Below are 25,618 nucleotides of genomic sequence, written 5' to 3' on the forward strand. Positions count from 1 at the left end.
GACTTGATTTGGATGGCGCGGTCTGGCACGCGCTGGACATGGATGATCTTCTTGATGAACTGACGGATGTGGCCGGGGCGATGGCAGACGCCGCCCGAGCGGCCATCCTGCCGCATTTTCGCGCGCCCGATTTGCAGGCTGACAACAAGCTTGAAGGCGGGTTCGACCCCGTGACAATCGCCGACCGTGCCGCCGAAGAGGCGATGCGCGCGGTGTTGCAGGAGCGGCGTCCACAGGATGCGATCCTCGGCGAGGAGTTCGGCAACACCGAAGGGACGTCGGGCATGACCTGGGTTCTGGATCCGATTGATGGCACGCGCGGCTTCGTGGCGGGCACCCCCACCTGGGGTGTGCTGATCGCCGTGGGGCCGGACAGCGGCCCGATCCTCGGCGTGATCGATCAGCCCTATATCGGCGAGCGTTTTGTGGGCGCGGGTGATCGGGCGTGGCTGGACGGGCCGCAGGGGCAACGAGACATACGAACACGTATGGCGCGTCCTTTGTCAGAGGCGGTGCTGTTCACCACTTTTCCCGAGGTTGGCACGGATGAGGACCGGGCAGGATTTGAGGCGGTGGCGCGCCATGTGCGGTTGGTCCGCTATGGCATGGATTGTTACGCCTATGCGCTGGTCGCGGCCGGTCAGGTCGATCTGGTGATCGAGGCGGGGCTCAACAGCTATGACATTCAGGCCCCCATTGCCCTGATCGAGGCGGCGGGCGGCATCGTGACCGATTGGTCCGGAGGACCGGTGCACGCGGGCGGACGGGTCATCGCGGCCGCAAACGCGGACATCCATGCCCAAGCCATGCGCCACGTGCAGAGCGTGCTGTGACCGAGGTTCTGATCCGCAACGCGCGCCATGTCGTCACGATGGACGACACGCGCCGGGTGCTGGACGGGCAGGACATCCTGCTGCGCGACGGGGTGGTCGCGGCGATTGGCGGCGGCCTCACCACAACCGGCGAGACGGTGGATGCCAGTGCCTGCGTCGTAACGCCGGGGCTGGTGAACACGCATCACCATCTTTACCAAACGCTGACACGTGCTGTGCCCGCAGCGCAGAACGCGTTGCTTTTTGGCTGGTTGCAGACGCTGTACCCGATCTGGGCGCGGTTCACGCCCGAGCATATGTTCGTCTCGGCGCAGGTGGGGCTGGCGGAACTGGCGCTGTCGGGATGCACGCTGACCTCGGACCATCTGTACCTCTACCCCAATGGCGCCCGGCTGGACGACACGATCGAGGCGGCGCGGGGCTTGGGCATCCGGTTTCACCCGACGCGCGGAGCGATGAGCATCGGCGAGAGCGCGGGCGGGTTGCCGCCCGATGACTTGGTCGAGGACGAGGCCGCCATCCTCGAAGACTGCATCCGCGTCGTGGACCGCTATCACGATGCCGACCCGGGCGCGATGTGCCGGGTGGGCATTGCCCCCTGTTCGCCGTTCTCGGTCAGCCGCGAATTGATGCGCGATGCGGCGGTTCTGGCGCGGGACAAGGGCGTGATGCTGCACACCCATCTGGCCGAGAACGACGAGGACATCGCCTTTTCGCTGGCCAATTTCGGCTGCCGTCCGGGGCAATACGCACAGGATCTGGGTTGGGTCGGGCCGGATGTCTGGCACGCGCATTGCGTCAAGCTGGACGCGTCCGAGATCGCGCTGTTTGCGCAGACGGGCACGGGCGTGGCGCATTGCCCCTGTTCGAACTGCCGCCTTGGCTCTGGCATCGCCCCGGTGCGCGCGATGCGTGATGCGGGCGTGCCCGTGGGGCTGGGCGTGGACGGATCGGCCAGCAATGACGCAGGCAATCTGGTGGCCGAGGCGCGGCAGGCGATGCTGTTGCAGCGGGTGGCGCAGGGGGCCACCGCGATGTCGCCGATGGAGGCATTGGAGATCGCAACGCGGGGCGGTGCCGACGTTCTGGGCCGTGCGGACTGTGGCCGGATCGCGGTAGGCGCGCGGGCGGATCTGGCGCTGTGGGATGTGTCGGGGATCGAGGCGGCTGGCAGTTGGGATCCGGCCGCCTTGCTGCTGGCAGGGCCCACGACTGTGCGGGATCTGTTTGTCGAAGGCCGTCAGATCGTGCGCGACGGGCAGGTGACGACGGTTGAGGTGCAGGCCACCATCGCGCACCAGAACAGGTTGGCGCGGCAATTGAGCGAGGACATGTAATGCGAAACTGGATTGTAGCGGCGGTAGTGTGTGCATCAGGCGCTGCGGCGGACCCTGCGGTGCTGGCGGCGGTGAATGCCGAACGTGCGGCGGCGGGCCTGCCTGCTGTAGGCTATAACGCCACGCTGGAAGCGGCCGCGCGTGCCCATGGCGAGGACATGGCCGCAAACGGGTTTTTTGATCACGCAGGCTCGGATGGATCCGACCTGGCCGACCGGCTGGATCGCGCGGGCTATGCCTATTGCTTTGGGGCCGAGAATATCGCGATGGGCCAGCGCTCATTGCCGGAGGTCATGGCCGGGTGGATGGGATCGCCGGGGCACCGCGCCAACATCCTGCATGCGCGCGCACAGGAGGTGGCGGTGGCGCGCGTCACTGGCAATCGGTGGGTGATGGTGCTGGGCGCGCCCTGCTAGGGACGCATGCGCTGGCGTCCAGCCACCCAGACATCGGCCACGGCCCGGTCATCGCCCATCATCAGCGTGGGAAACACCGCGTCCCATATCGTCCGGGCCTGATCCACGCGCTGTGCGATGGCGGGGGTGGAGGCGAGATCAAGCACGCAGATATCCGCATCCATGCCTGGCGCCAGCGTGCCGATATGGTCCTGCCGGTGCAGCGCACGGGCCGACCCGGCGGTGGCCAGCCACAAGAGCTGGGCGGCATGTACCGCCACACCGCGCAGCTGTGCGATCTCATAGGCGGCGGCCATGGTGCGCAACATGGAAAAGGACGACCCGCCGCCGGTATCCGTGGCCAGCCCCACCGGGATGCCGCCGCCCGCAAGGCCCATCAGGTCAAAGAGGCCCGAGCCGATGAAGGTGTTCGATGTCGGGCAATGGACCAGCGCGCCGCCGGTGTCGCGCAGGCGGTCGATCTCGCGCGGGGTCAGGTGGATGGCGTGGCCATAAAGCCCGCGTGCGCCCAAAAGCCCGAACTGCTCGTAGGTGTCGAGATAGTCGCGCGCTTGAGGAAAGAGCCCGCGCACCCAGTCGATCTCGTCGATCTGTTCGCTGAGATGGGTTTGCATCAACGCGTCGGGCCGTTCGGACCAGAGCGCGCCCAGTGCCGCCAACTGATCGGGCGTCGAGGTGGGCGAGAACCGCGGTGTGATGGCATAGCGCGCGCGGCCCGTGCCGTGCCAGTGATCGAGCAGCGCCTTGCTGTCGTCATAGGCCGATTGCGCGGTGTCGCGCAGCCCGTCGGGGGCGTTGCGATCCATGCAGGTTTTGCCCGCGACAATGGCCATGCCGCGCGTCTCGGCGGCCTCAAACAGTGCCGTGACACTGTGCGGGTGGATGGTGCAGTAACTGGCGACGCTGGTGGTGCCGTGATCCAGCACAAGATCCAGATAGGTGTCGGCGGTCTTGCGGGCATAGGCCGGATCGGCGAGGCGCATTTCCTCGGGGAAGGTATAGGTGTTGAGCCAGTCGATCAGACGCTTGCCCCAAGAGGCGATGATCGCGGTTTGCGGATAGTGCGCGTGGGCGTCGATGAAACCCGGACAGATCAGGCGGCCGCTGTGGTCGTGATGGGTGATGTCGTCACCGGTGACCCGCGCGGCGGCGCCGGTGGCCACGATCCGGCCGTCGGCGATCAGGACTGCGCCATCGGTGTCGATCTGCACGGCGTCCTGCCACGGCCCGGCAAAGGGGTCGCCCGCAAAGTGCAGCACATGTCCGGTCAGAAGGTGGCGGTGTGTCATGGTGCCGTTATGGCGCTGCCCGCGCGCCGGCGCAAAGCGAAACTGCGCGGCCATTGTCACTTTGGGGGGCGCGCCCTATGGTCTGCCGGGTAAACGCACAACGGCCCGGAGGTGTCACATGTCTGATGAAATCGATGTGGCCGACCAGCCGGCGGACGATGCGGGCTATGAGCTTGAGCGCAAGGACGTCTCGGCGATCCTTTATGCGGTCGATATCGAGGACCGCGCGCAGCTGACCACGCTGATGGAGCCGCTGCACGCCGCCGACATTGCCGACCTTCTGGAACAGATCAACGCTTATGACCGGTCGCGGCTGATCCGCCTTTATGACCGCGAGTTCGACGGCGAGATTCTGTCGGAACTGGACGAATCGATCCGCGAAGAGGTGATCGCGGTGCTGAAGCCTGCGGTGCTGGCGGATGCGGTGCGGGATCTGGACAGCGATGATGTCGTCGACCTGATCGAGGATCTGGACGATGCGCAGCAGGAACAGATCCTGGATGCGCTGGAGGATGGCGACCGGGCGCTGGTCGAGCAGTCGCTGAGCTTTCCGGAGTATTCCGCGGGCCGTCTGATGCAGCGCGAAGTGGTCATGGCGCCCGAGCACTGGACAGTGGGCGAGGCGATTGACCGGTTGCGCAGTGCCGAGGAGGACGATCTGCCGACGCAGTTCTATCACATCGTGCTGGTGGATCCGCGTCTGCATCCGATTGGCAATGTCACTCTGGGCAAGTTGATGCGGTCGCGGCGCGATGTGCGGCTGATGGATCTGGTGGAGGAGACGTTTCGCGTCATCCCTGCCACGCAGCCCGAGAGCGATGTGGCCTATGCGTTCAACCAGTATCACCTGATTTCCGCCCCGGTGGTGGATGACGAGGGGCGATTGATCGGGTTGATCACCATCGATGACGCGATGGCGGTTCTGGATGAAGAGCACGAGGAGGACATCCTGCGCCTGGCCGGCGTGGGTGAGGAATCCGCCCTGTCGGACAATGTGCGCGAGACCACGCGCCAGCGCCTGCCGTGGCTGGCGGTCAACCTGGTGACGTCGATCCTTGCCTCGATGGTGATTGCGCAGTTCGAGATGGCGATTGCGCAGATTGTGGCGCTGGCGGTGTTGATGCCGATCGTGGCGTCAATGGGGGGCAATGCGGGGACGCAGTCGCTGACCGTGGCGGTGCGGGCATTGGCGACCAAGGATCTGACTGGCGCGAATGTGTGGCGGGTGATCCGGCGCGAGGTGCTGGTTGGGTTGCTGAACGGGGCGGTGTTTGCCGTTGTGATGGGGATCGTGGGCGTGATCTGGTTTGGCTCACCTGCGCTGGGTTACGTGATTGCGGCGGCGATGGTGGTGAACATGGTGGTGGCCGGATTGGCGGGCACGGTCATTCCGGTTGTGTTGGACCGGCTGGGAATTGACCCGGCGCTGGCCTCGGGTGCCTTTGTGACGACGGTGACGGATGTGGTTGGTTTCTTTGCCTTTCTCGGCCTGGCCGCGATGGTGCTGTTGTGAGGGATGCCGGGACGGACGCGCTTTGCGCTGGCGCGCAAAGACGCCCCGCCCACCATCCCGTATGGGGGTGTGCATGGATTTAAGCGCGCGCAAGGCGGCGGCGCGCAAGGCGGCCTTTGCCGCGCGCAAGGCCGCGCATGATCTGGACCCTGGGGGTGCCTCGGGTGTGTTGTCATCTGTGTTGGCGGGATATCGGGGTGTGCCCTTGGCCGGGTATATGCCGATCCGCACCGAGATTGATCCGTTGCCCGCAATGGCGGAGGCAGCGGCCCATGGGCCGGTGGCTGTGCCGGTGATCGAGGCGGAGGGACAGCCTTTGAAATTCTCGCGCTGGACGCCGGAGGGGGCGTTGCGGGAGGGGCCGTTTGGGGCACAGGTGCCTGTGGTGGATGCGTTTTTCGACCCCGAGATCGTGATCGTGCCGTTGGTTGCCTTTGGTCGGGACGGCGGGCGGCTGGGCTATGGTGGGGGGTTTTACGACCGGACGCTGGAGCGGTTGCGCGCGCGTCGGGCGACGCTGGCCATCGGGTTTGCCTATGCGGCGCAAGAGGCGCTGGATCTGCCGCTGGAGGCGACGGATCAGCCGCTGGACCTGATCGTGACGGAGGCGCGTGTGATCGAACCGTGACAGAGGCGGGTGTGATCGACGTATGAGGGGGCGCTGCCCCCCGCGCTGCGCGCGCCCCCCGAGGTATTTGGGGCGAAAGGAAGCGGCCGGTGCGGGCGCTTTGGTCTTGCCGATGGACATGCGTGGGGCATATGGGGCGATATGAAGATTTTGTTTCTGGGCGATGTGATGGGCCGGGCCGGCCGGCAGGCCGTGACCGAGCGGTTGCCGCAATTGCGGGCCGACTGGGATTTGGATTTCGTCGTGGTCAATGGCGAGAACGCCACCTCGGGCATGGGCTTGTCGGGGGCGCATGCGAGGATCCTGCTGGAGGCGGGGGCCGATTGCGTGACGCTGGGGGATCATGCCTTTGACCAGAAGGACATGTTGCAATTCATCGAGGCCGAGCCGCGCATCATCCGTCCGCTGAACTTTTCCAAGGCGGCCCCCGGCAAAGGCGCGCGGCTGTTTACGGCGCGGGGCGGGCAGACCGTGCTGGTGACGCAGGCGTTGGGGCAGGTGTTCATGAAGCGCCCGTTTGACGATCCGTTTTCCGCGTTGGAGACGGTGTTCCGCACCCATCCATTGGGCGGGCAGGCCGATGCGGTGATTGTTGATTTCCATTGCGAGGCCACATCCGAGAAGATGGCCATGGGCCATTGGTGTGACGGGCGCGCCAGCCTGATGGTGGGCACGCACACACATGTGCCGACGGCGGATGCGATGATCCTGAATCGCGGCTGCGCCTATCTGAGCGATGCGGGGATGTGCGGGGACTACCAGTCGGTGATCGGGATGCAGCGCGACGAGCCATTGCGCCGGTTCATCACCGGCATGCCCAAGGAGCGGTTTACCCCGGCCAACGGGCCCGCGACCCTGTCCGGGGTCTATGTGGAAACCGGCCCCGATGGGCGTGCCACCCGGATCGAGATGGTGCGTCAGGGCGGTGTTCTGGCCCAAAGCGGGCCATGACGCGCGCGCCTGTTGCGATCTATGTTGGCGTTCTGATCCTGCTGGGCGCGGGGTGGGGGCTGACCATGCCGCTGACCAAGATCGCGGTCAGCACAGGATACAGGCATTTCGGCCTCATTTTTTGGCAGCTGGCCATTGGCGGTGTCGTGATGACAGCGATTGCCCTGGCGACGGGGCGGCGGTTGCCCCTGGGGCGCGGGCCCTTGCGCGTCTATGTGATGATCGCGCTCATCGGGTCGCTCCTGCCCAATTCGGCGAGCTATCAGGCGGCGGTGCACCTGCCGTCGGGGGTGATGTCGCTGTTGTTGTCGATGATCCCGATTTGGGCCTTTCCGATTGCGCTGGCGCTGGGTCTCGACGGGTTCGAGTGGCGGCGTTTTGCGGGGCTGGCTGCGGGTATGGGGGCGGTTTTGCTGCTGGTGCTGCCGGGGGCCGACATGTCCGGCGCGATCCCGGTCATCTGGGTTATGGTGGGGCTGATTTCCGGGCTGTTTTACGCGTTCGAGGGCAATTACGTCGCCAAATGGGGCACTTCGGGCCTTGATGCGGTGCAGGTCCTTTGGGGCGCGTCATTGGTGGGGACGGTGCTGTCGCTGCCGCTGGCACTGGGGTCGGGCCAGTGGATCAGTCCCTTGCCGCCCTACGGCGCCGCGGATCTGGCGCAGGTCATCAGCTCGACGCTGCATGTGCTGGTCTATACCGGCTATGTCTGGCTGGTGGGACGGGCCGGGCCGGTCTTTGCGGTGCAGATCAGTTACCTTGTGACCCTGTTCGGGATCTTCTGGGCCTGGGCGATCCTGAGCGAGGCCTATCCGACGGTGATCTGGGGCGCATTGGGGCTGATGCTCGTGGGGATGTATCTGGTGCAGCCGCGCAAACCACCGCTTGAAGCCCACGCGGCGATAAGGGAAACTGGCGGCTGATAATGGCCGGAGCAGACATCCGATATGGGTTTGATTGAGCTTTCTCAGACGGGCAATGCCGTTCTGACGCTTGTGGTCGTGTTCATCATGTTCACGTTGTTCCTGCGCGAGAGTTTCCCGGCAGAGGTGGTGGCGATTGCCGGCGTAGGCTTGATGCTCGCCTCGGGCGCGCTGCCCTATGACCGGGCGGTTGCGGTGTTGTCGAACCCCGCGCCGTGGACGATCGCGGCGATGTTCATCATCATGGGGGCACTTGTGCGCACCGGCGCACTGGAGGCGTTCACCGGGCTGGCCGACCGGCAGGCGCGCAGCAATCCGGTGCTGGCGATTGCGCTGCTCATGGCCTTTGTGATCATCAGTTCCGCCATCGTGTCGAACACGCCGGTGGTCGTGGTGATGATCCCGGTGTTTATCCAGCTGGCCAAGACGATGGGGCTGGCGCCATCCAAGATGCTGATCCCGCTGAGCTATGCGGCGATCCTCGGGGGGACGCTGACCCTGATCGGGACATCGACGAACCTGCTGGTGGACGGTGTGGCGCGCGCGCAGGGGTTGGCGCCGTTCACGATTTTCGAGGTCACGCCGCTGGGTGTCATCCTGGTGATCTGGGGCATGATCTACTTGCGGTTCTTTGGGCCTATGCTGTTGCCGGAGCGGGACAGCATGGCGGGATTGCTGAGCGACCGCAGCCAGATGAAATTTTTCACAGAAGCGGTGATCCCGCCTGAATCGAACCTGATTGGCCGGGAAGTCACCGGGGTGCAGCTTTTCAAGCGCGACGGGGTACGGTTGGTCGACGTGGTGCGGGGCGATCTGTCGTTGCGGCGCAACCTCAAGGGGGTGGAGTTGCAGGTTGGTGACCGCGTGGTGCTGCGCACGCAGATGACCGAACTGTTGAGCCTGCAACGCAACAAGGAACTCAAGCGCCTTGATCAGGTGGGCGCGGTCGAGACGACCACGGTCGAGGTGCTGATCACGCCGGGGTGCCGGATGGTGGGCCGATCGCTGGGGGCGTTGCGGTTGCGGCGGCGATACGGCGTCTATCCGCTGGCGGTGCATCGGCGCAATCAGAACATCGGGCGGCAGCTGGACGATCTGGTGGTCAAGGTCGGCGACACGCTGCTGCTGGAAGGGGCGCCTGAGGACATCCAGCGTCTGGCCAATGACATGGATATGGTCGATGTGTCAAAGCCCTCGCAGCGCGCGTTCCGCCGCGGGCATGCGCCGATTGCGTTGGGGGCGCTCTTGGGGATTGTGGTGCTGGCTGCACTGGGTGTTGCGCCGATCTTCATGCTGTCGGTGATGGCGGTGGCCCTTGTGCTGGTCACGCGCTGCATCGATGCGGATGAGGCGTTTTCCTTTGTGGACGGGCGGTTGCTTGCGTTGATTTTCGCGATGCTGGGGATCGGGGCTGCGCTCGAATCCACCGGGGCGGTGGCGTTGATCGTGGATGCGGTGGCACCGGGGCTGGCGGTCCTGCCGCCCTTTCTGATCATCTGGGCGGTCTATCTTCTGACGTCCGTTCTGACCGAACTGGTCAGCAACAACGCCGTGGCCGTGGTGGTGACGCCCATTGCGATCGGTCTGGCCGGCGCGCTGGGCCTTGATCCGCGCCCCTTGGTCGTGGCGGTGATGGTGGCCGCCTCGGCGTCCTTTGCCACGCCCATCGGGTATCAGACCAACATGCTGGTCTATGGGCCGGGCGGGTACAAGTTCACCGATTTCATGCGCGTCGGCATTCCGCTGAACCTGAGCGTTGGCATCCTTGCCTCGGCGGTGATCCCGTTCATCTGGCCGCTCTGATCGCCCGCGTCAGATACTGCTCAGGGGCCGCGTATCCTCGTGGGTTTCGCGCGAAACGGCCATGAACTCGTAGAGCGTGCCGCTATTGTCGAAAATACCTTGCACGGTCACGTCCCACCGGGCCTCGCGCCCTCCGGCGGTGGGGCAATCGGCAATGAAATTCGCAGTGCGCCCGGCGCGCGCCTCGGCGATGGCGGATTGGATCAGGCCATGGTGCTGCTCTGGCCACAGGACCCACCAGTCGGCACCCAGCACTAGGGCCAGATCGCAAATTTCCATCGCGCAACGGCCATTGTGGCTCATGTAGGTGATGCGCCCCTCGGGGCACAAAAGCTTGATGCAATCGGGGCTGCACGACATCAGGGCAGAGGACCGTTCCGGTCGCTCAAACCCCAATTCCTGCATGGAAACAAAGTCAGCGTTCTGCGTGTCGATGGGTCGTTGCATGGTCATTGCAAAGCTCCGGCGGGTTTCGTTGATGGGTCAACAGTAGGGCTGGAAAACGTAGTTTCCAATTCCTTTCACCGGACAAGTTTATTCAGATTTTAGCGGTTTGGGCCGGGCGTCACGCAATCGACGTGGACCGCCCCGCATTGCGCCCGGAAAAGATGCAGCCGCCGAGGAATGTGCCTTCGAGCGCGTTGTAGCCATGGTAGCCGCCACCGCCGAATCCCGCCACCTCGCCCGCGGCAAAGAGGCCCGGCACCGTGTTGCCGTCCGCCCCGATCATCTGGCTGTCGAGGGTCGTGTGCAGCCCGCCCAGCGTCTTGCGCGTCAGCACGTGCAGCTTGACCGCGATCAGGGGGCCGTTGGCCGGATCGAGGAATTTGTGCGGCTTGGCCGTCCGCAACAGGCGGTCGCCACGGTAGTTGCGCGCGGCGTGGATCGCCATCATCTGCGCGTCCTTGGAAAACGGGTTGTCGATCTGGGCATCGCGCGCCTCGATCTGGGTGCGCAGGCGGGCCACGTCGATCAGGTTGCCGCCCGCGATCTGGTTCATGCCGCGCACCAGCGTGTCAAGATCGTTTGCCACGACGAAATCCTCGCCACGCTCCTTGAAGGCCTCGACCGGGCCGGTGGCGTTCTTGCCCGACAGCACGCGCTGCCTGATCACTTCGGACCATTTCTTGGACGTCAGGTCCGGGTTCTGTTCGGACCCGGACAGGGCGAATTCCTTCTTGATGACCTTCTGGGTCAGCACGAACCAGCTGTAGTCATAGCCCGTGGCCAGGATGTCGCGCAGGGTCGACATGCTGTCGAAACCGGGCAGGGCCGGCGGGGCAAAGCGGTTTCCGGTCGCGTCAAACCACATGGACGAGGGCCCCGGCAGGATGCGGATGCCGTGGGCGGGCCAGATCGGGTCCCAGTTCTTGACCCCTTCGGTATAGTGCCACATGCGGTCGCCGTTGATCACGTGACCGCCCGCCGCCTCGGAAATGCCGATCATGCGCCCGTCCACATGGGCGGGGACGCCCGCGACCATGTCCTTGGGCGCGGGGCCAAGGCGGTCCGTGGGCCAGACCTTGCGCACCATGTCGAAATTGCCGCCGATACCGCCTGAGGTTACGATGACCGACGGGGCGCGCAAGACGAAATCGCCCACCGGATCGCGGTTGGTTTTTTGCCCCCGCGCGGCGGTATCTTCGGTCAGGACCGTGCCGCTGACGCCCTTGGCCGCGCCGTTTTCCATGTCGATCCGGTCGACCTGGTGGCGGAAATGGAACTGGATGCGCCCGGCTTTCTCGTGCTCCTCGCAGCGGCGCACGAAATGCTCGATGATCCCCGGCCCGGTGCCCCAGGTGATGTGGAACCGCGGCACAGAATTGCCGTGCCCGTCGGCAAAGCTGCCGCCGCGTTCGGCCCAGCCCACCACCGGGAACCAGCGCAGGCCCATGGCGTGCAGCCAGGGCCGCATTTCGCCGGCGGAAAAGTCGATGAAGGCCTCGGCCCATTTGCGCGGCCACGCGTCTTCGGCGCGGTCGAACTGGGCGCTGCCCATCCAGTCGTTCAGGGCCAGTTCGCGGCTGTCGCGGATGCCCATGCGCCGCTGTTCGGGCGTGTCGATCATAAAGAGGCCGCCGAGGCTCCAGAACGCCTGACCACCCAGAAAGCTGCGCGGCTCCTGATCGACGATGATCACCTGCTTGCCCCGGTCGCCCAGCTCGGCGGCGGCGGCCAGCCCGGCGAGCCCCGCGCCCACGACGATGGCGTCTGCTTGATCCATGAGGCGGTCCTTTAGCGGTTGCGAAACCAGATCACGAAAGGCGCCGCGACGAGGTACATGGTGATGCCATAGACGGCAGAGGGCAGGGCCATGGTGCTGAACCCGTCGGTCTGGCCCGAGATCAGCGCGGCCATGGTGATGCCCAGCGTCGCGTTCTGAATGCCGGTTTCGATGGACACGGTCTTGGCCTGGTTCCAGGCCAGAGCCGCGCCACGTGCAATCGCCAGACCGAGGATCAGCAACACGAGGTTGAGCACGATCAGCGCGGGGCCGATATCGGCAAGGTTTTCGACGAAGATGCCCCAGTTGCCCGCCAGCGCCGCCAACACGATCAGCAGGAACAGCAGCGTTGCCAGACGGGTGAGGAACGGCTCAATCGCCATCGCGGCACCCGGAGCAAAGTGGCGGAACAGCACACCGATCAGCACGGGCAGCGTCGTGATCAGGAACATGGCGATGGCCAGATCCGTCACGCTGACATCCGGCGCGCTTGCACCCATGAAATGCACCACCGTCCACGCCGCAAGCACCGGCACGGTCAGAATACTCAGCAGGCTGATCACCGCCGTCAGTGACACCGACAGCGCCACGTCCCCCCGCGCCAGTCGCGACACCATGTTCGACGTCACCCCGCCGGGACAAAAGCTGAGCAACATGACGCCAACCGCGATTTCGGCCCTGAGGCCAAAGGTCAGTACGGTCACGTATGCCACGATCGGCAGCACCACCACCTGTGCCACCGCGCCGATGGCAAAGGCCTTGGGCATGCGCAGCACGCGCCCGAAATCGGCGAAGGTAAGCCCGACGCCGAGGCTGAGCATGATCACCGCCAGCGACAGCGGCAGCACCACGTTGATCAGAATATCCATGTGACCGTCTCCCTTGGTCCAGGTTAGCCGCGTTTTTTCGGATCGCGCAACGTTGACGCATGGGAAGCGTGCGTCACAGCGGCCAGAAGACGAGGATGGCGGGGATCGAGACAGCGACCACGATCACCTCGAGCGGCAGGCCGATGCGCCAGTAATCTCCGAACTGATAGCCGCCGGGCCCGAGGATCAGCGTGTTGTTCTTGTGCCCGATGGGCGTGAGGAACGCCGAGGATGCCGCCACAGCCACCGCCATCAGGAACGGATCGGGCGACACGCCCAGCGTCTGCGCCATCTGGATGCCCACGGGTGCCGCGACGATGGTGGTGGCGGTGTTGTTGAGGACATCCGACAGGCTCATCGTGACGATCATCAGCACGGTCAGCACCGCCCATGCGGGCATGCCCGCTGTCAGGGTGACAAGCCAGCCTGCGATCAGTTCGGTGCCGCCCGAGCTTTCCAATGCGGCCCCCAGCGGGATCATTGACCCCAAAAGGACCACCACGGGCCATTCGATATGGGTATAGAGTTCCGACAGAGGGACGATCTTGGACAGCACATAGGCCACCACGACCAGACCCAACGCGATGGGCAGGTAGAGCAACCCGACGCTCGCCGCCGCCACCGCCGCGGCAAAGAGGCCGATGGCGAGCCAGACCTTGTCATCCGCCGTTACCGCCAGCCCGCGTTCGGCGAGGGGCAGCGCGCCCAGCCATTGCGTCACATCCGTGCCGGTATCGCGCGGCACCAGTAGCAGCAGGATATCGCCTGCGCGGATTTCGGTCTTGCGGATCTGTTTGGTGACGCGTGTTCCGCCGCGCGAGATCCCCATCAGCACCGTGGACTGCCGCCAGCTGAGGCCGACGGACTGGGCCGTGCGCCCGATCAGGCGCGACTGGTCGGTCACAACCACCTCGATGATCTCAACCCCGTCGCCCGCGGCCTTGAGCTTTTCCTCGCGCTTGGCATCCGCCACCGCCAGACCGGTTGCGGTGCGGAATTCGTCCAGCGCGTCGGGTGTGGCCTCGAGCACCAGCACGTCGCCTGCGCGCAGTTGCGCGTTGCGGGCGCGGCCATAGCGGCGCTGGCCGTCGCGCACGAGGCCGATGATGGCGACATCGGCCTTTTCCGCGTCCTCCTCCATCTCGCCTACGCGGGTGCCGATTTGTTTGGACCCTTCGGGCACGGTCAGTTCCGCGATGTACTCCGACAGCGCCTCGTCCGGGGCGGACCCGGTGTCGCGGTCGGGAATGAAGCGCCAGCCCACCAGCGCAACAAAGGCGAGACCCGCGATCGCCGCAATCCCGCCCACGGGGGCAAAGTCGAACATGCGGAACGGTGCGCCGAGGCTGTCCTCGCGGATGGTGGCAATGATGATGTTGGGCGGCGTGCCGATCAGCGTCACCATACCGCCCAGTATGGTGGCAAAGCTGAGCGGCATGAGGCTGAGCCCCGGTGATCGGCCCGCCTTGCGCGCGGTCTGGATATCGACGGGCATCAGCAGGGCTAGTGCTGCCACGTTGTTCATAAAGGCCGACAGCACGCCGCCGATGGCCCCCATAAGGGTGATATGCGCGCCAAGGCTGCGGCTGGCATCGACCAGCGTCCGCGTGATCAGGAACACCGCCCCCGACCGCACCAGACCGGCCGACACGACCAAAACCAGCGCCACCACCAGCGTCGCCGGGTGGCCGAAGCCAGAGAACGCGTCGGCACTGGGCACAACCCCCAGCACGACACCGGCCATTAGCGCGGAAAAGGCCACGATATCATAGCGAAACCGCCCCCACAGCAGCAGGCCAAAGACGGTGCCAAAGAGCGAAAAGAGGATGATCTGGTCTGTCGTCATGCGCGCCACGTTAGGCGTGGGGCAGGGGCGGCACCAGCGGTTTCTGACGCACTCAGGGCAGGGTGATCTGCCGCTGCGTCGGCGCCGTCCAGTCCACCACCGGGCCTTTGGGCACGATCCCCAGCGGATTGCGCAGGTCGGAGCGCGAGAAGTATCCGGCCTTGTAGATCTCCGGTTTGACCGTGTCCGCAATCCCGGGCGCGGCATAAAGCGCGCGGGCATAGTCCCACAGATGCGGCAGGTCGCTCAGCTTGGCCAGGTTGCATTTGAACGCATAGTGATAGGCCACATCGAACCGGGCCAAAGTGGGAAAGAGGCGCAGGTCGGCCTCGGTCAATTGCCCGCCTGCCAAGGTGCTGTGCGTGGCCAGATGCGCGTCAAGTGCGTACAGCGTATCGAAAAGGCCGGTGACCGCGCTGTCATAGGCCCCTTGGGTGCGGGCAAACCCGGCGCGGTAGACGCCATTGTTGATGTCCCTGTGGATGCGGTCGTTCCATCGGTCAATCTCGGCCTCCAGGCCGCGGGGCACAAGACGCCGCGCGGGATCAAAGGCCAGCGACAGCATGCGCGTGATGTCCGCGCTTTCGTTGGAGACGATGGTGCCGGTCTGCGTGTCCCAGAGAACGGGCACGGTGATGCGCCCGGTATAGGCGGGGCGCTGGCGGGAATAGACCTCGTGCATTGCCGTCACGCCCAGCACGGCGTCGGCAAATGCGCCGTCCGTGTCAAAAACCCATCCCTGGTCGGTGCGTGCGGGTTTCGCGACGCTGATGGAGATGGCGTCCTGCAAACCCAGCACGGCGCGGGTCAGAAGCGTGCGGTGGGCCCACGGGCAGTTCCACGCCACAAAGAGGTGATAGCGGCCCGGCTCGGGCGTGAACGGTCCTTCTGGTGTGATCCAGTGGCGCAGCGTGGATTTCGCGCGTTCATATGCACCGCCCTTTTGCGTGTCGGGGCCTGGGTCCTCGACCTGATAGGTGCCGTTGATCATCACGCCCATATGCGCAGTCCTCTTGCTGGATGCCCCGACGATAGCACCCGCTGCGCACCGCGCCACGCGCACGGGGCGTGCGTGGCTGCACAAGGCGGGCTTGCCCCTGCGGGAGTGGATGTCCTATAGCAACGCGGAACGAATTTTCCGCACATGTTCTTGCAGACGCAGCAGACAGGAGGCATCTCATGGCAGGCCACTCAAAATGGGCGAACATCCAGCACCGCAAGGGCCGGCAGGACAAGATCCGGGCCAAGCTGTTTTCCAAGATGTCCAAGGAAATCACCGTCGCCGCCAAGATGGGCGACCCCGATCCCGACAAGAACCCCCGCCTGCGGTTGGCCGTCAAGGAGGCCAAGTCCAACTCGGTGCCCAAGGACGTCATCGACCGCGCGATCAAGAAGAGCCAGGCGGGCGACGGGGACGATTACGAGGAAATCCGCTATGAGGGCTATGGCCCCAATGGTGTGGCGGTGATCGTCGAGGCGATGACCGACAACCGCAACCGCACGGCATCGACGGTCCGCTCGACCTTTACCAAGAACGGCGGCAACCTCGGTGAAACCGGCAGCGTCGGCTTTATGTTCGACCGCAAGGGGGCTGTCAGCTATCCGGCGGATGTGGGCGACGCGGACACCGTGATGATGGCCGCGATCGAGGCCGGGGCAGAGGATGTCGAATCGTCCGAGGATGGCCACGTGATCTGGTGCGCGGATACCGACCTCAACGATGTGTCCAACGCGCTCGAGGCGGAACTGGGCGAGTCGGACTCGACCAAACTGGTCTGGCGCCCCACCACCACGACCGAGATGGATCTGGAAGGCATGCAAAAGCTGATGAAGCTGGTCGATGCGCTGGAAGACGACGACGATGTCCAGCAGGTCACCACCAATTTCGAAGCGAGCGATGAAGTGATGGCGCAGCTGGACGAATAAGCCTCACATGGCCCTTTAAGAAATGCCAAACGCCGCCCTGTCACCAGAGGCGGCGTTTTTCGTGCCTGTCAGAAGTCGCGGGTTCGCGATCAGAAAAAGAGCTGTCTTGCCACCTGGCTCCAGCTTTGCGTGCAGCCTGCGTTGGGGGCAGGGGTCTGGCGACGCAAGCGGCGCATCAGGCCCTTGAGATCATTGAGCCGCGTGCGCGCAGCACTTCCTCCTGCACGGCTTTGAACCGACAGGATTTTCTCTTGCGTCTGCAACGCGGCTTCGATCAGCTCAAGGTCCTGCTTGGTCAGATCAACGGTATGTGTCGAGTCGAGCATTTGAATGCATCCTTGTTATCGTTGACCAGCATATGGGGTCTGAAACAGTATACGCCAATCATCAAATATCAGATCACCGTGATAACCGTGTCAGCTGTCAAATGCTGGCAGTAGTCGCCCCGCCATCGTTGCGGGATGTGTCGTGTGACATCCAAATAGGTATGCAGCAAGCGAATTGCGCCGTTCATCCGTGCAACTCTGCTGTGCAAAAATCGAATAGCTGGGGTGCGGGGTACGGGCGCGGGCTTGCAAGCGCCTCGGCGAATCCGCATTGATGGCCCATGACCACCCACCCTCAGACCCCGCTCAAAGGCATCTTCTGGATGCTTGTCACAGGCTTGTGTTTCGTGGCCGTGACAGCACTCGTCAAATACATGGGCCCGCGCGTGCCCCCGGCCGAGGCGGCGTTCCTGCGCTATCTGTTGGGGCTGGTGTTCCTGCTGCCGATGTTGCCCGCGGTGCGCTCGGCGCACCTGACCCCGCGCCAATGGAAGCTGTTCACCCTGCGCGGCGTCTTTCATTCGGCAGGCGTGATCCTGTGGTTTTACGCCATGACGCGCATCCCCATCGCCGAGGTGACGGCCATGAACTACCTCGCGCCGGTCTATGTCAGCATCGGTGCGGCGCTGTTTCTGGGCGAAAAGCTGGCGGCCCGCCGGATCGCGGCCATTGCCGTGGCGCTGATCGGCACGGCCGTGATCCTGCGCCCGGGGTTCCGAGAGGTCGCCCCCGGCCATATCGCCATGCTGTTCTGTGCGGTCACTTTTGCCGGGTCCTACCTGCTGGCCAAGATCATGGCGGACGAGGCCAAGCCCGCCGTGGTCGTCGCGATGCTGTCGATCTTTGTCACCATCGGTCTGGCGCCCTTTGCGCTGGCCGACTGGGTCACGCCCAGCTGGGGGGATCTGGGGCTCTTGTTCCTCGTGGCGTGCTTTGCGACCGCGGGCCACTATACGATGACGATGGCCTTTGCCGCGGCCCCCGTCACCGTGACGCAGCCGATCACCTTCCTGCAACTGGTCTGGGCGGTGCTGCTGGGCGCTTTGGTCTTTGCCGAGCCGGTGGACATCTGGGTGATCTTGGGCGGTGCGCTGATCCTTGCATCGGTAACCTTCATCACCTGGCGCGAGGCCGTGCTGAAGCGCGGCGCCATCACTCCGCCCAGCCCCGCGACCAAGCTCTGATCTTTTCTTGATTGACTGATCAATAAAAAACCCCCACATCTGCGCGAAACGCGATGTGAGGGGATGCGACGTGCCAAAACTGGGAATGGAACCGATCCGGCGGGCCGCCCTGGTCGAAGCGACGATTGCCGAGATCGGTGCGGCAGGATCGCTGGACGTTACGGTGGGACAGATCGCCAAACGGGCGGGCATGTCCACGGCGCTTGCGCATCACTACTTTGGCGGAAAGCACCAGATTTTCCTCGCGGCCATGCGCCAGATCCTGCGCGACTTTGGCCAAGAGGTCGTTGTCGCTTTGAAATCCGCGCGCACGCCGCGTGCACGTGCCGAGGCGCTGATTGCTGCCAGCTTTGCGCCGTCCTGTTTCGACCCCGGCACAGTCAGTGCGTGGATGACGCTTTATGCGCAGGCGACAACCAACGCCGACACGCAGCGGCTGCTCGATCTCTACCAACGCCGCCTGCGGTCTAACCTGACGCACGCCCTGCGCCCCATCAGCACGGCGCCCGAAGACGACGCCGCCGTACTTGGCGCGTTGATCGACGGGCTCTATTTGCGCGCGGCCCTGGGCGGTGACGCCTCCGCGCAAACGGCGCAAGCCACGGCCCTGCGCGCCCTCGACACCCTGACCGGAGCACGGACATGAGCAAACCCAACATCCTCATCATCATGGTCGACCAGCTGAACGGCACGCTGTTTCCCGACGGCCCCGCCGACTGGCTTCATGCCCCCAATCTCAAGGCGCTGGCGGCCCGCTCGACGCGGTTCCGCAATGCCTATACCGCCTCGCCGCTCTGTGCGCCGGGGCGCGCTGCCTTTATGTCCGGGCAACTGCCCAGCGCCACGGGCGTCTACGACAATGCAGCCGAGTTCGCCTCGTCGATCCCGACCTACGCCCACCACCTGCGCCGCGCGGGCTACCAGACATGCCTCTCGGGCAAGATGCACTTTGTTGGCCCCGATCAGCTGCACGGGTTCGAGGAACGGCTGACCACCGATGTCTACCCGCCTGATTTCGGCTGGACGCCCGACTATCGCAAACCGGGCGAGCGCATCGACTGGTGGTATCACAACATGGGGTCCGTCACAGGCGCAGGCGTGGCCGAGATCACCAACCAGCTGGAATATGACGACGAGGTCGCCTACCACGCCACGCGCAAGATCTACGATCTGGGCCGGGGCCATGACGCGCGCCCCTGGTGCCTGACGGTCAGCTTTACGCACCCGCACGACCCATACGTGGCGCGCAAGAAATACTGGGACCTCTACGAGGACTGCGACCACCTGATGCCAGAGGTCGGCCCAATCCCATACGAAGACCAAGACCCGCATTCGCAACGCATCCTCGACGCCAACGACCGCGATAACTTCAACATCTCCGACGAAGACATCCGCCGGTCCCGCCGCGCCTATTTCGCCAATATCTCCTATCTCGACGACAAGATCGGCGAGGTGTTGACCGCCCTCGAAGGCACCCGCCAAGAGGCCATCATCCTCTTCGTTTCAGACCACGGCGACATGCTGGGCGCGCGGGGGCTGTGGTTCAAGATGTCCTTCTACGAAGGCTCTGCACGGGTGCCCCTGATGATCGCAGCACCATCGATGACGCCAAGCCTTGTGACCGACCCGGTCAGCAATATCGACGTCTGCCCGACGCTCTGCGATCTGGCGGGAGTCGACATGTCCGAAGTCATGCCCTGGACCACGGGCCAAAGCCTCGTTCCGCAAGGCCAAGGCACCCCCCGGACCGAACCCGTCGCCATGGAATACGCGGCAGAGGCCTCCTATGCCCCGATGGTGTCGCTGCGCTATGGCAAGTGGAAGTTCAACCGCTGCGCTCTGGATCCCGACCAGCTCTTTGACCTCGACGCCGACCCGCACGAGCTGACCAACCTTGCGGATGTACCTGCCCATCAGGGCACGCTGTCCCAGTTGCAGGCCAAGGCCGAGGCCCGTTGGGATCTCGACCGCTTCGACGCGGATGTTCGCGCCAGTCAGGCGCGCCGCTGGGTCGTCTACGAGGCGCTGCGGCAGGGTGGCTATTACCCCTGGGACCACCAGCCTCTGCAAAAGGCCTCCGAACGCTACATGCGCAACCACATGGATCTCAACGTGCTCGAGGAAAACCAGCGGTTCCCCCGAGGCGAATAGCCCCTTCATTGTTCCAGAAAATATGCCTGCCGGAGGCAATCATGACCTATCCAACCCAACCCACCGCCAGCCACTTCATCGGCGGAAAGTACGTCGAAGACACCGCAGGCACGCCCATTGACGTGATTTATCCTGCCACGGGCGAGGTGATCGGCCGCGTGCACTCGGCCACGCCCGCCATCATCGACCAAGCCCTGACCTCCGCGCGCGCGGCACAAGCGGCCTGGGCCGCGATGACCGGCACCGAACGGGGCCGCATCCTGCGCCGCGCTGCCGACATCATGCGCGAACGCAACCACGACCTGTCGGTGCTTGAAACCTTCGACACCGGCAAACCCTATCAGGAGACCAGCGTGGTCGACGCCACCAGCGGCGCGGACGCGCTTGAATATTTCGGCGGCATGGCCGCCACCCTGACCGGCCAGCACATCCAGCTGGGCGAGGATTGGGTCTATACCCGCCGCGAGGCGCTGGGTGTCTGCGTGGGCATCGGCGCGTGGAATTACCCCACCCAGATCGCCAGCTGGAAAGGTGCGCCCGCGTTGGCCTGCGGCAACACGATGGTGTTCAAACCGTCCGAGACCACGCCGCTTTGCGCGTTGAAGGTGGCCGAGATCCTGTTTGAGGCGGGCGCGCCCGCTGGCGTCTACAACGTGGTGCAGGGTCTGGGCGATGTGGGTGCGGCGCTGGTCAGTGATCCGCGCGTCGACAAGGTGTCGCTGACCGGGTCGGTGCCCACGGGCCGCAAGGTCTATGCCGCTGCGGCAGCCGGTATCAAACACGTGACAATGGAGCTGGGCGGCAAATCACCCCTGATCATCTTTGACGATGCCGATGTGGAAAATGCGGTGTCCGGCGCGATCCTGGGCAATTTCTATTCCTCGGGTCAGGTCTGTTCCAACGGCACCCGGGTTTTTGTCCAGAAGGGCATCAAGGACGCCTTTCTTGCCCGGCTGGCCGAACGTCTGGCGGATGCAGTGATCGGCGACCCGCAGGATCCGGCGACCAGCTTTGGCCCGATGGTCAGTGCCCGGCAGATGGAGATCGTGCAGGGCTATATCGCCAAGGGCCAGGACGAGGGCGCGCGGCTGGTCTATGGCGGCGCGCGCCTTGACCGGCCCGGATTTTATCTCGAGCCAACCGTCTTTGCGGATGTGACCGATGACATGACCATCGCCCGCGAAGAGATTTTTGGCCCCGTGATGGCCGTGCTGGATTTCGAGGACGAGGCCGAGGTGATGCCGCGCGCCAATGACACCGAATTCGGACTGGCGGCGGGTGTGTTCACCCGCGATCTGGCCCGCGCCCACCGTGTGGCCGCCGGGTTCGAGGCCGGGACCTGTTACATCAACACCTACAATGACGCGCCGGTCGAAGCACCGTTTGGCGGGTCCAAACAGTCGGGTGTCGGGCGTGAAAATTCCAGCGCCGCCATCGCACACTACAGCCAACTCAAGTCGGTCTATGTGCGCATGGGCGACCTTGAGGCGCCATTTTGATGGGTCGGGACGCCCTTTTTCGGCAAGCCGCCCACCCACCCACCCCGTCTCGCCGAAAAAGGGCGGGGTACTTGGATGTTATCTGTCGCCGTGATCCGAGAGGTCGATAATGGAAGCTGACTACGTCATTGTCGGGGCCGGGTCTGCGGGCTGTGCCGTGGCCTACCGGCTGGCAGAGGCCGGGCAATCCGTGCTTGTCATTGAACATGGCGGCACGGACGCGGGCCCGTTCATCCAGATGCCTGCCGCTTTGTCCTACCCGATGAACATGAAACGCTATGACTGGGGCTACAAGTCCGAGCCCGAGCCGCATCTCAACAACCGCCGTCTGGCCTGCCCGCGCGGCAAGGTCATCGGCGGGTCGTCGTCGATCAACGGCATGGTCTATGTGCGCGGCCACGCGATGGACTACGATCACTGGGCCGAGTCCGGTGCCGATGGCTGGGCCTATGCGGATGTGCTGCCCTATTTCAAACGGATGGAAAGCTGGGACAGCAACGGCCATGGCGGCGATCCGGGCTGGCGCGGCACGGACGGGCCGCTTCATGTCACCCGTGGGCCGCGCGACAACCCGCTCTTTTCGGCCTTTGTCGCCGCGGGCAAACAGGCCGGGTACGAGGCCACCGACGACTATAACGGGCAAAAGCAGGAAGGCTTTGGTCCGATGGAGCAGACGGTGCACAAGGGGCGGCGCTGGTCTGCGGCCAATGCCTATCTGAAGCCCGCGCTGAAACGCGCCAATTGCGATCTGGTCCGGGGGCTGGTCGAACGGGTGGTGTTCGAGGATCACCGGGCCGTCGGCGTGGCCCTTGCGGGCGGCACTATAGTCCGGGCCCGGCGCGAGGTCATCCTCGCGGCCTCGTCCATCAACTCGCCCAAGATCCTGATGCTGTCGGGCGTCGGCCCCGCCGCACATCTGGCAGAGCACGGCATAGACGTCGTGGCGGACCGTCCGGGTGTCGGTGCGAACCTTCAGGACCATCTGGAGCTTTATATCCAGATGGCGGCAAGCCAGCCCATCACGCTTTATAAACACTGGAACCTCCTGTCCAAGGCGGTGATCGGGGCGCAGTGGCTGTTCACCGGCACAGGCCTCGGCGCGTCGAACCAGTTCGAAAGCGCGGCCTTTGTGCGCAGCCGTGCGGGTGTGCCCTATCCCGACATCCAGTACCACTTCCTGCCCATTGCCGTGCGCTATGACGGGCAGGCCGCCGCCGAGGGGCACGGGTTCCAGGCGCATGTTGGGCCGATGCGCTCGCCCTCGCGTGGGGCGGTGACCTTGCGGTCATCCGATCCGGCCGAGGATCCGGTCATCCGTTTCAATTACATGAGCACGGATCAGGACTGGGACGATTTCCGCACCTGCATCCGCCTGACCCGCGAGATCTTTGCCCAGGAGGCGTTTGCCCCCTTTGTCAAACACGAGATCCAGCCCGGTGCCGCGCTGCAATCGGATGATGAACTGGACGGGTTTATCCGCGAGCACGCAGAAAGCGCCTATCACCCCTGTGGCACCTGCAAGATGGGGGCCGTGTCAGATCCGATGGCGGTAGTCGATCCGCAGGGGCAGGTGATCGGCGCGGACGGTCTGCGCGTCGTGGACAGTTCCGTCTTTCCGCGCATCACCAATGGCAACCTGAACGGGCCGTCCATCATGACGGGCGAAAAGATGGCCGATCACATTCTGGGCCGCGACCCGCTGGCGCGCAGCAACGACGCGCCGTGGCTGCACCCCGACTGGGAAACGTCACAGCGTTAAGCAAGAGCGGATTTCGCATTTGCAATCCGGGGGCGCCGCCCCCAGATTAACCAAATGTTAAGAGTTTGTTCCGCCCTTGTTCTGGCCATGCTGCCCGTTTTCGCCCAAGCCGACATTGCCGGCACCGTGCGCGTGATCGACGCGGACACGGTTGATGTCGGGGCCACACGCGTCCGTCTGCACGCCATCGATGCGCCGGAACAGGACCAGTCCTGCACCACCGAACACGGGCTGCCCTTTGCCTGCGGGCAGTGGGCCTCGGCGCAGGTGGCCGCGCGTTTTGGCGGACAGCACGCGACCTGCGAACGCCTCGACACTGACCGTCATGGGCGCACGGTGGCCAAATGCACGGTGAATGGCGTCGACATGGGGGCCGAGATCGTGTCGCAGGGCTGGGCTTTTGCCTATCGCCGCTATGGCATGGACTATGATCTCGAAGAAAAGGCCGCCTATGTCACCGACCGCGGCCTGCACGGGTTTCGCGTGCAATCGCCCGCACAGTTCCGCGTGACCCGTGCCAAGGGGCGCATTCCGCCGGACCCCCGCTGCCGGATCAAGGGCAACATCTCGGCCAATGGCCAGATCTTTCACGTGCCGGGGCAGGAATTCTATGAACGCACCGGCATCAATGAGGCGCGCGGCGAACGGTGGTTCTGTTCCGAGGCGCAGGCGCGCAAGGCGGGCTGGCGCGCCGCACGCCGCTAGTTGACGGCATAAGGCAGCACGCCGCGCACATCAGGGTCCACCGACAATTGCCGCTCCAGCGGCGGCACCGATCGCTGATGGCACTGCTTGCGCTCGCAGATGCGGCACGAAATGCCGATGGGCTCGAACGCCGCGTCGCGCGCGATGTCCATCCCGTCGGCAAAGACCAGATCGGGCGCATGCTTCACCTCGCACCCCAGCGCAATGGCATAGCGCCGCACCGGTGCCCCGAACCGTCCGGCGGTCTTGGACACATCACGGGCCAGGCTGATATAACGGACACCGTCCGGCGTCTCGGCCAGCTGGCGCAGGAACTGGCCGGGTTGTTCAAAGGCGCGGTGCACGTTCCACAGCGGGCACGCCCCGCCGAACCGCGCAAATTGCAGCCGGGTGGCCGAGTGGCGCTTGGTGATGGTTCCGGCCTGATCGACGCGGACAAAGAAGAACGGGATGCCCTTGGCACCGGGGCGCTGCAAAGTGGACAGCCGGTGGCACACCTGCTCGATCGAGGCGCCAAAGCCCGTGGCCAGCTGCTCCAGATCGTGCCGGGTACGCTGGGCCGCCGCCTGGAACGCGGCGTAGGGCATCAGAGCAGCCCCGGCAAAGTAATTGGCCAGACCGATCTTGGCGATGGCGCGCGCCTCGTCGCTGTGGAACCGCGCCAGATCCAGCGTCGCTTCCAACAATGGGTCCTGCCGCAACAGGGCCACCTGCAACAGCATCTGGAACGTCTGGCTTTGCTGTGTGGCGCGGGTCGAGATGTGCAGCACGCCGCCCTCTGCATCAAAGCGGCGCAGGGTGTCGGTGTCGGTGAAAGCGACCTTGACGTTGATGTTGGACAAGGCAGAGACGGCCGCCACACGGATATTCTGGTGCCGCCCCTCGGCGGTGGCAAAATGTTCGGCCGCCCGGTCCACCGCGTCGATATAGTTGTCGCAGTAGTGAAAGAAATCCCGCACTTCCTCCCACGGGCTGGGGCGGGCGCGGGCGTCTTCGCGGCCCAGGGCCTCGTCCAGCGAGGCCAGTCGTTCATGGGTCTGCCGGTACGCGCGGTGCAGATCGAGAAAGGCATGAGCCAGCGCAGGCGCGTTCGACGCGGCCAGCCGCAGATCCGCAACCGGCGGCATGTCACCGGAAAACACCGGGTCGGCCAGCGCCTCGCGCATATCCGACACCAGCCGTTCACCATCGCCCGAGCTCAGCTCGGTCACATCCAGCCCGAATTCCTGCGCGAGGTTCAGCACCACGGCGGTGCTGACGGGCCGGTTGTTGTTTTCCATCTGGTTGAGATAGGGCAGGGACACGCCGAGCTTGGCGGCAAAGTCCTTTTGCGTCAGCCCGACGCGCGTGCGCACTTCGCGCAGCTTGGCACCGGCATAAAGTTTCGGGGCGGCCATGATGATCCATCTTTGCAGATTTGCAGTATGGTCATGCTA

General features: G+C 64.7%; 23 protein-coding genes. 15 read left to right on the forward strand and 8 right to left on the reverse strand.

Going from position 1 to position 25,618, the window contains the following annotated elements; translation table 11 throughout:
* The first annotated feature begins 38 nt into the window (after positions 1 to 38).
* From hisN to Q0949_RS13515, 3 genes are read left to right on the forward strand one after another with little or no spacing between them, the layout of a single operon-like run.
* Entirely contained in the window at positions 39 to 833 is a 795-nt protein-coding gene (gene hisN, locus Q0949_RS13505; protein WP_299373110.1) for a histidinol-phosphatase, read from the forward strand.
* A complete protein-coding gene (locus Q0949_RS13510; protein ID WP_299373113.1) occupies positions 830 to 2,170 on the forward strand; it encodes an 8-oxoguanine deaminase in 1,341 nt (446 codons plus the stop codon). Before hisN ends, Q0949_RS13510 begins: the two co-directional genes overlap by 4 nt.
* A complete protein-coding gene (locus Q0949_RS13515; RefSeq protein ID WP_299373116.1) occupies positions 2,170 to 2,586 on the forward strand; it encodes a CAP domain-containing protein in 417 nt (138 codons plus the stop codon). The genes Q0949_RS13510 and Q0949_RS13515 overlap by 1 nt, the downstream gene beginning before the upstream one ends.
* Here the strand turns inward: Q0949_RS13515 and guaD are convergent.
* Entirely contained in the window at positions 2,583 to 3,875 is a 1,293-nt protein-coding gene (gene guaD, locus Q0949_RS13520) for a guanine deaminase (RefSeq protein ID WP_299373119.1), read from the reverse strand. The two genes, Q0949_RS13515 and guaD, sit on opposite strands and share 4 nt — an antisense overlap.
* A gap of 118 nt (positions 3,876 to 3,993) precedes the next feature.
* On the opposite strand from guaD, the gene mgtE reads away from it, so the two are divergent.
* The 5 genes from mgtE (at position 3,994) to Q0949_RS13545 (ending at position 9,693) form a co-directional block, all read left to right on the forward strand.
* Positions 3,994 to 5,388 (forward strand): magnesium transporter, encoded by a 1,395-nt coding sequence (mgtE, locus tag Q0949_RS13525; RefSeq protein WP_299373122.1) that lies wholly within the window; start codon positions 3,994 to 3,996, stop codon positions 5,386 to 5,388.
* 73 nt (positions 5,389 to 5,461) lie between these two features.
* Positions 5,462 to 6,016 (forward strand): 5-formyltetrahydrofolate cyclo-ligase, encoded by a 555-nt coding sequence (locus tag Q0949_RS13530; RefSeq protein ID WP_299373125.1) that lies wholly within the window; start codon positions 5,462 to 5,464, stop codon positions 6,014 to 6,016.
* Positions 6,017 to 6,157: 141 nt separating this feature from the next.
* Positions 6,158 to 6,967, forward strand: a complete 810-nt coding sequence (locus Q0949_RS13535; protein ID WP_299373128.1) for a TIGR00282 family metallophosphoesterase — start codon at positions 6,158 to 6,160, stop codon at positions 6,965 to 6,967.
* Positions 6,964 to 7,890 carry a DMT family transporter gene (locus Q0949_RS13540; RefSeq protein WP_299373131.1) on the forward strand — a complete coding sequence of 309 codons (927 nt, stop codon included), beginning with the start codon at positions 6,964 to 6,966 and terminating at the stop codon, positions 7,888 to 7,890. Before Q0949_RS13535 ends, Q0949_RS13540 begins: the two co-directional genes overlap by 4 nt.
* A gap of 24 nt (positions 7,891 to 7,914) precedes the next feature.
* Positions 7,915 to 9,693 carry an SLC13 family permease gene (locus Q0949_RS13545; RefSeq protein ID WP_299373134.1) on the forward strand — a complete coding sequence of 593 codons (1,779 nt, stop codon included), beginning with the start codon at positions 7,915 to 7,917 and terminating at the stop codon, positions 9,691 to 9,693.
* Positions 9,694 to 9,702: 9 nt separating this feature from the next.
* On the opposite strand, the gene Q0949_RS13550 is transcribed toward Q0949_RS13545, so the two are convergent.
* From Q0949_RS13550 to Q0949_RS13570, 5 genes are all read right to left on the reverse strand, one after another.
* Positions 9,703 to 10,146: a PAS domain-containing protein gene (locus Q0949_RS13550; protein ID WP_299373136.1), complete on the reverse strand. Its 444-nt coding sequence runs from the start codon at positions 10,144 to 10,146 to the stop codon at positions 9,703 to 9,705.
* A gap of 112 nt (positions 10,147 to 10,258) precedes the next feature.
* Positions 10,259 to 11,917: an FAD-binding dehydrogenase gene (locus Q0949_RS13555; protein WP_299373139.1), complete on the reverse strand. Its 1,659-nt coding sequence runs from the start codon at positions 11,915 to 11,917 to the stop codon at positions 10,259 to 10,261.
* A gap of 11 nt (positions 11,918 to 11,928) precedes the next feature.
* Positions 11,929 to 12,786, reverse strand: coding sequence for a bile acid:sodium symporter family protein (locus tag Q0949_RS13560; protein WP_299373142.1), 858 nt, complete (start codon positions 12,784 to 12,786; stop codon positions 11,929 to 11,931).
* Between the two features lie 73 nt (positions 12,787 to 12,859).
* A complete protein-coding gene (locus tag Q0949_RS13565) occupies positions 12,860 to 14,632 on the reverse strand; it encodes an SLC13 family permease (protein ID WP_299373145.1) in 1,773 nt (590 codons plus the stop codon).
* A gap of 52 nt (positions 14,633 to 14,684) precedes the next feature.
* Positions 14,685 to 15,632 carry a glutathione S-transferase C-terminal domain-containing protein gene (locus tag Q0949_RS13570; protein WP_299373148.1) on the reverse strand — a complete coding sequence of 316 codons (948 nt, stop codon included), beginning with the start codon at positions 15,630 to 15,632 and terminating at the stop codon, positions 14,685 to 14,687.
* 179 nt (positions 15,633 to 15,811) lie between these two features.
* On the opposite strand from Q0949_RS13570, the gene Q0949_RS13575 reads away from it, so the two are divergent.
* Positions 15,812 to 16,558 (forward strand): YebC/PmpR family DNA-binding transcriptional regulator, encoded by a 747-nt coding sequence (locus Q0949_RS13575; RefSeq protein WP_299373151.1) that lies wholly within the window; start codon positions 15,812 to 15,814, stop codon positions 16,556 to 16,558.
* 89 nt (positions 16,559 to 16,647) lie between these two features.
* On the opposite strand, the gene Q0949_RS13580 is transcribed toward Q0949_RS13575, so the two are convergent.
* Positions 16,648 to 16,884 carry a hypothetical protein gene (locus tag Q0949_RS13580; RefSeq protein WP_299373154.1) on the reverse strand — a complete coding sequence of 79 codons (237 nt, stop codon included), beginning with the start codon at positions 16,882 to 16,884 and terminating at the stop codon, positions 16,648 to 16,650.
* A gap of 281 nt (positions 16,885 to 17,165) precedes the next feature.
* Here Q0949_RS13580 and Q0949_RS13585 point away from each other — a divergent pair, with 281 nt between their 5' ends.
* The 6 genes from Q0949_RS13585 (at position 17,166) to Q0949_RS13610 (ending at position 24,182) form a co-directional block, all read left to right on the forward strand.
* Positions 17,166 to 18,068, forward strand: a complete 903-nt coding sequence (locus Q0949_RS13585; protein ID WP_299373157.1) for a DMT family transporter — start codon at positions 17,166 to 17,168, stop codon at positions 18,066 to 18,068.
* A gap of 70 nt (positions 18,069 to 18,138) precedes the next feature.
* Positions 18,139 to 18,714, forward strand: a complete 576-nt coding sequence (betI, locus tag Q0949_RS13590) for a transcriptional regulator BetI (protein ID WP_299373160.1) — start codon at positions 18,139 to 18,141, stop codon at positions 18,712 to 18,714.
* Complete coding sequence (gene betC / locus Q0949_RS13595) at positions 18,711 to 20,219, forward strand: choline-sulfatase (RefSeq protein ID WP_299373163.1); 1,509 nt, start codon at positions 18,711 to 18,713, stop codon at positions 20,217 to 20,219. Before betI ends, betC begins: the two co-directional genes overlap by 4 nt.
* Before the next feature lie 41 nt (positions 20,220 to 20,260).
* Positions 20,261 to 21,718 carry a betaine-aldehyde dehydrogenase gene (betB, locus tag Q0949_RS13600; RefSeq protein ID WP_299373166.1) on the forward strand — a complete coding sequence of 486 codons (1,458 nt, stop codon included), beginning with the start codon at positions 20,261 to 20,263 and terminating at the stop codon, positions 21,716 to 21,718.
* Positions 21,719 to 21,827: 109 nt separating this feature from the next.
* On the forward strand, positions 21,828 to 23,477 hold the full coding sequence (gene betA / locus Q0949_RS13605) for a choline dehydrogenase (RefSeq protein ID WP_299373169.1): 1,650 nt from the start codon (positions 21,828 to 21,830) through the stop codon (positions 23,475 to 23,477).
* 54 nt (positions 23,478 to 23,531) lie between these two features.
* Positions 23,532 to 24,182: a thermonuclease family protein gene (locus Q0949_RS13610; RefSeq protein WP_299373172.1), complete on the forward strand. Its 651-nt coding sequence runs from the start codon at positions 23,532 to 23,534 to the stop codon at positions 24,180 to 24,182.
* On the opposite strand, the gene Q0949_RS13615 is transcribed toward Q0949_RS13610, so the two are convergent.
* Positions 24,179 to 25,579, reverse strand: a complete 1,401-nt coding sequence (locus tag Q0949_RS13615) for a helix-turn-helix transcriptional regulator (protein WP_299373175.1) — start codon at positions 25,577 to 25,579, stop codon at positions 24,179 to 24,181. The genes Q0949_RS13610 and Q0949_RS13615 overlap by 4 nt on opposite strands.
* Between the last annotated feature and the right edge of the window lie 39 nt (positions 25,580 to 25,618).

Origin of the sequence: uncultured Tateyamaria sp., from assembly GCF_947487805.1 — a bacterium.
Taxonomy (GTDB): Bacteria; Pseudomonadota; Alphaproteobacteria; order Rhodobacterales; family Rhodobacteraceae; genus Tateyamaria.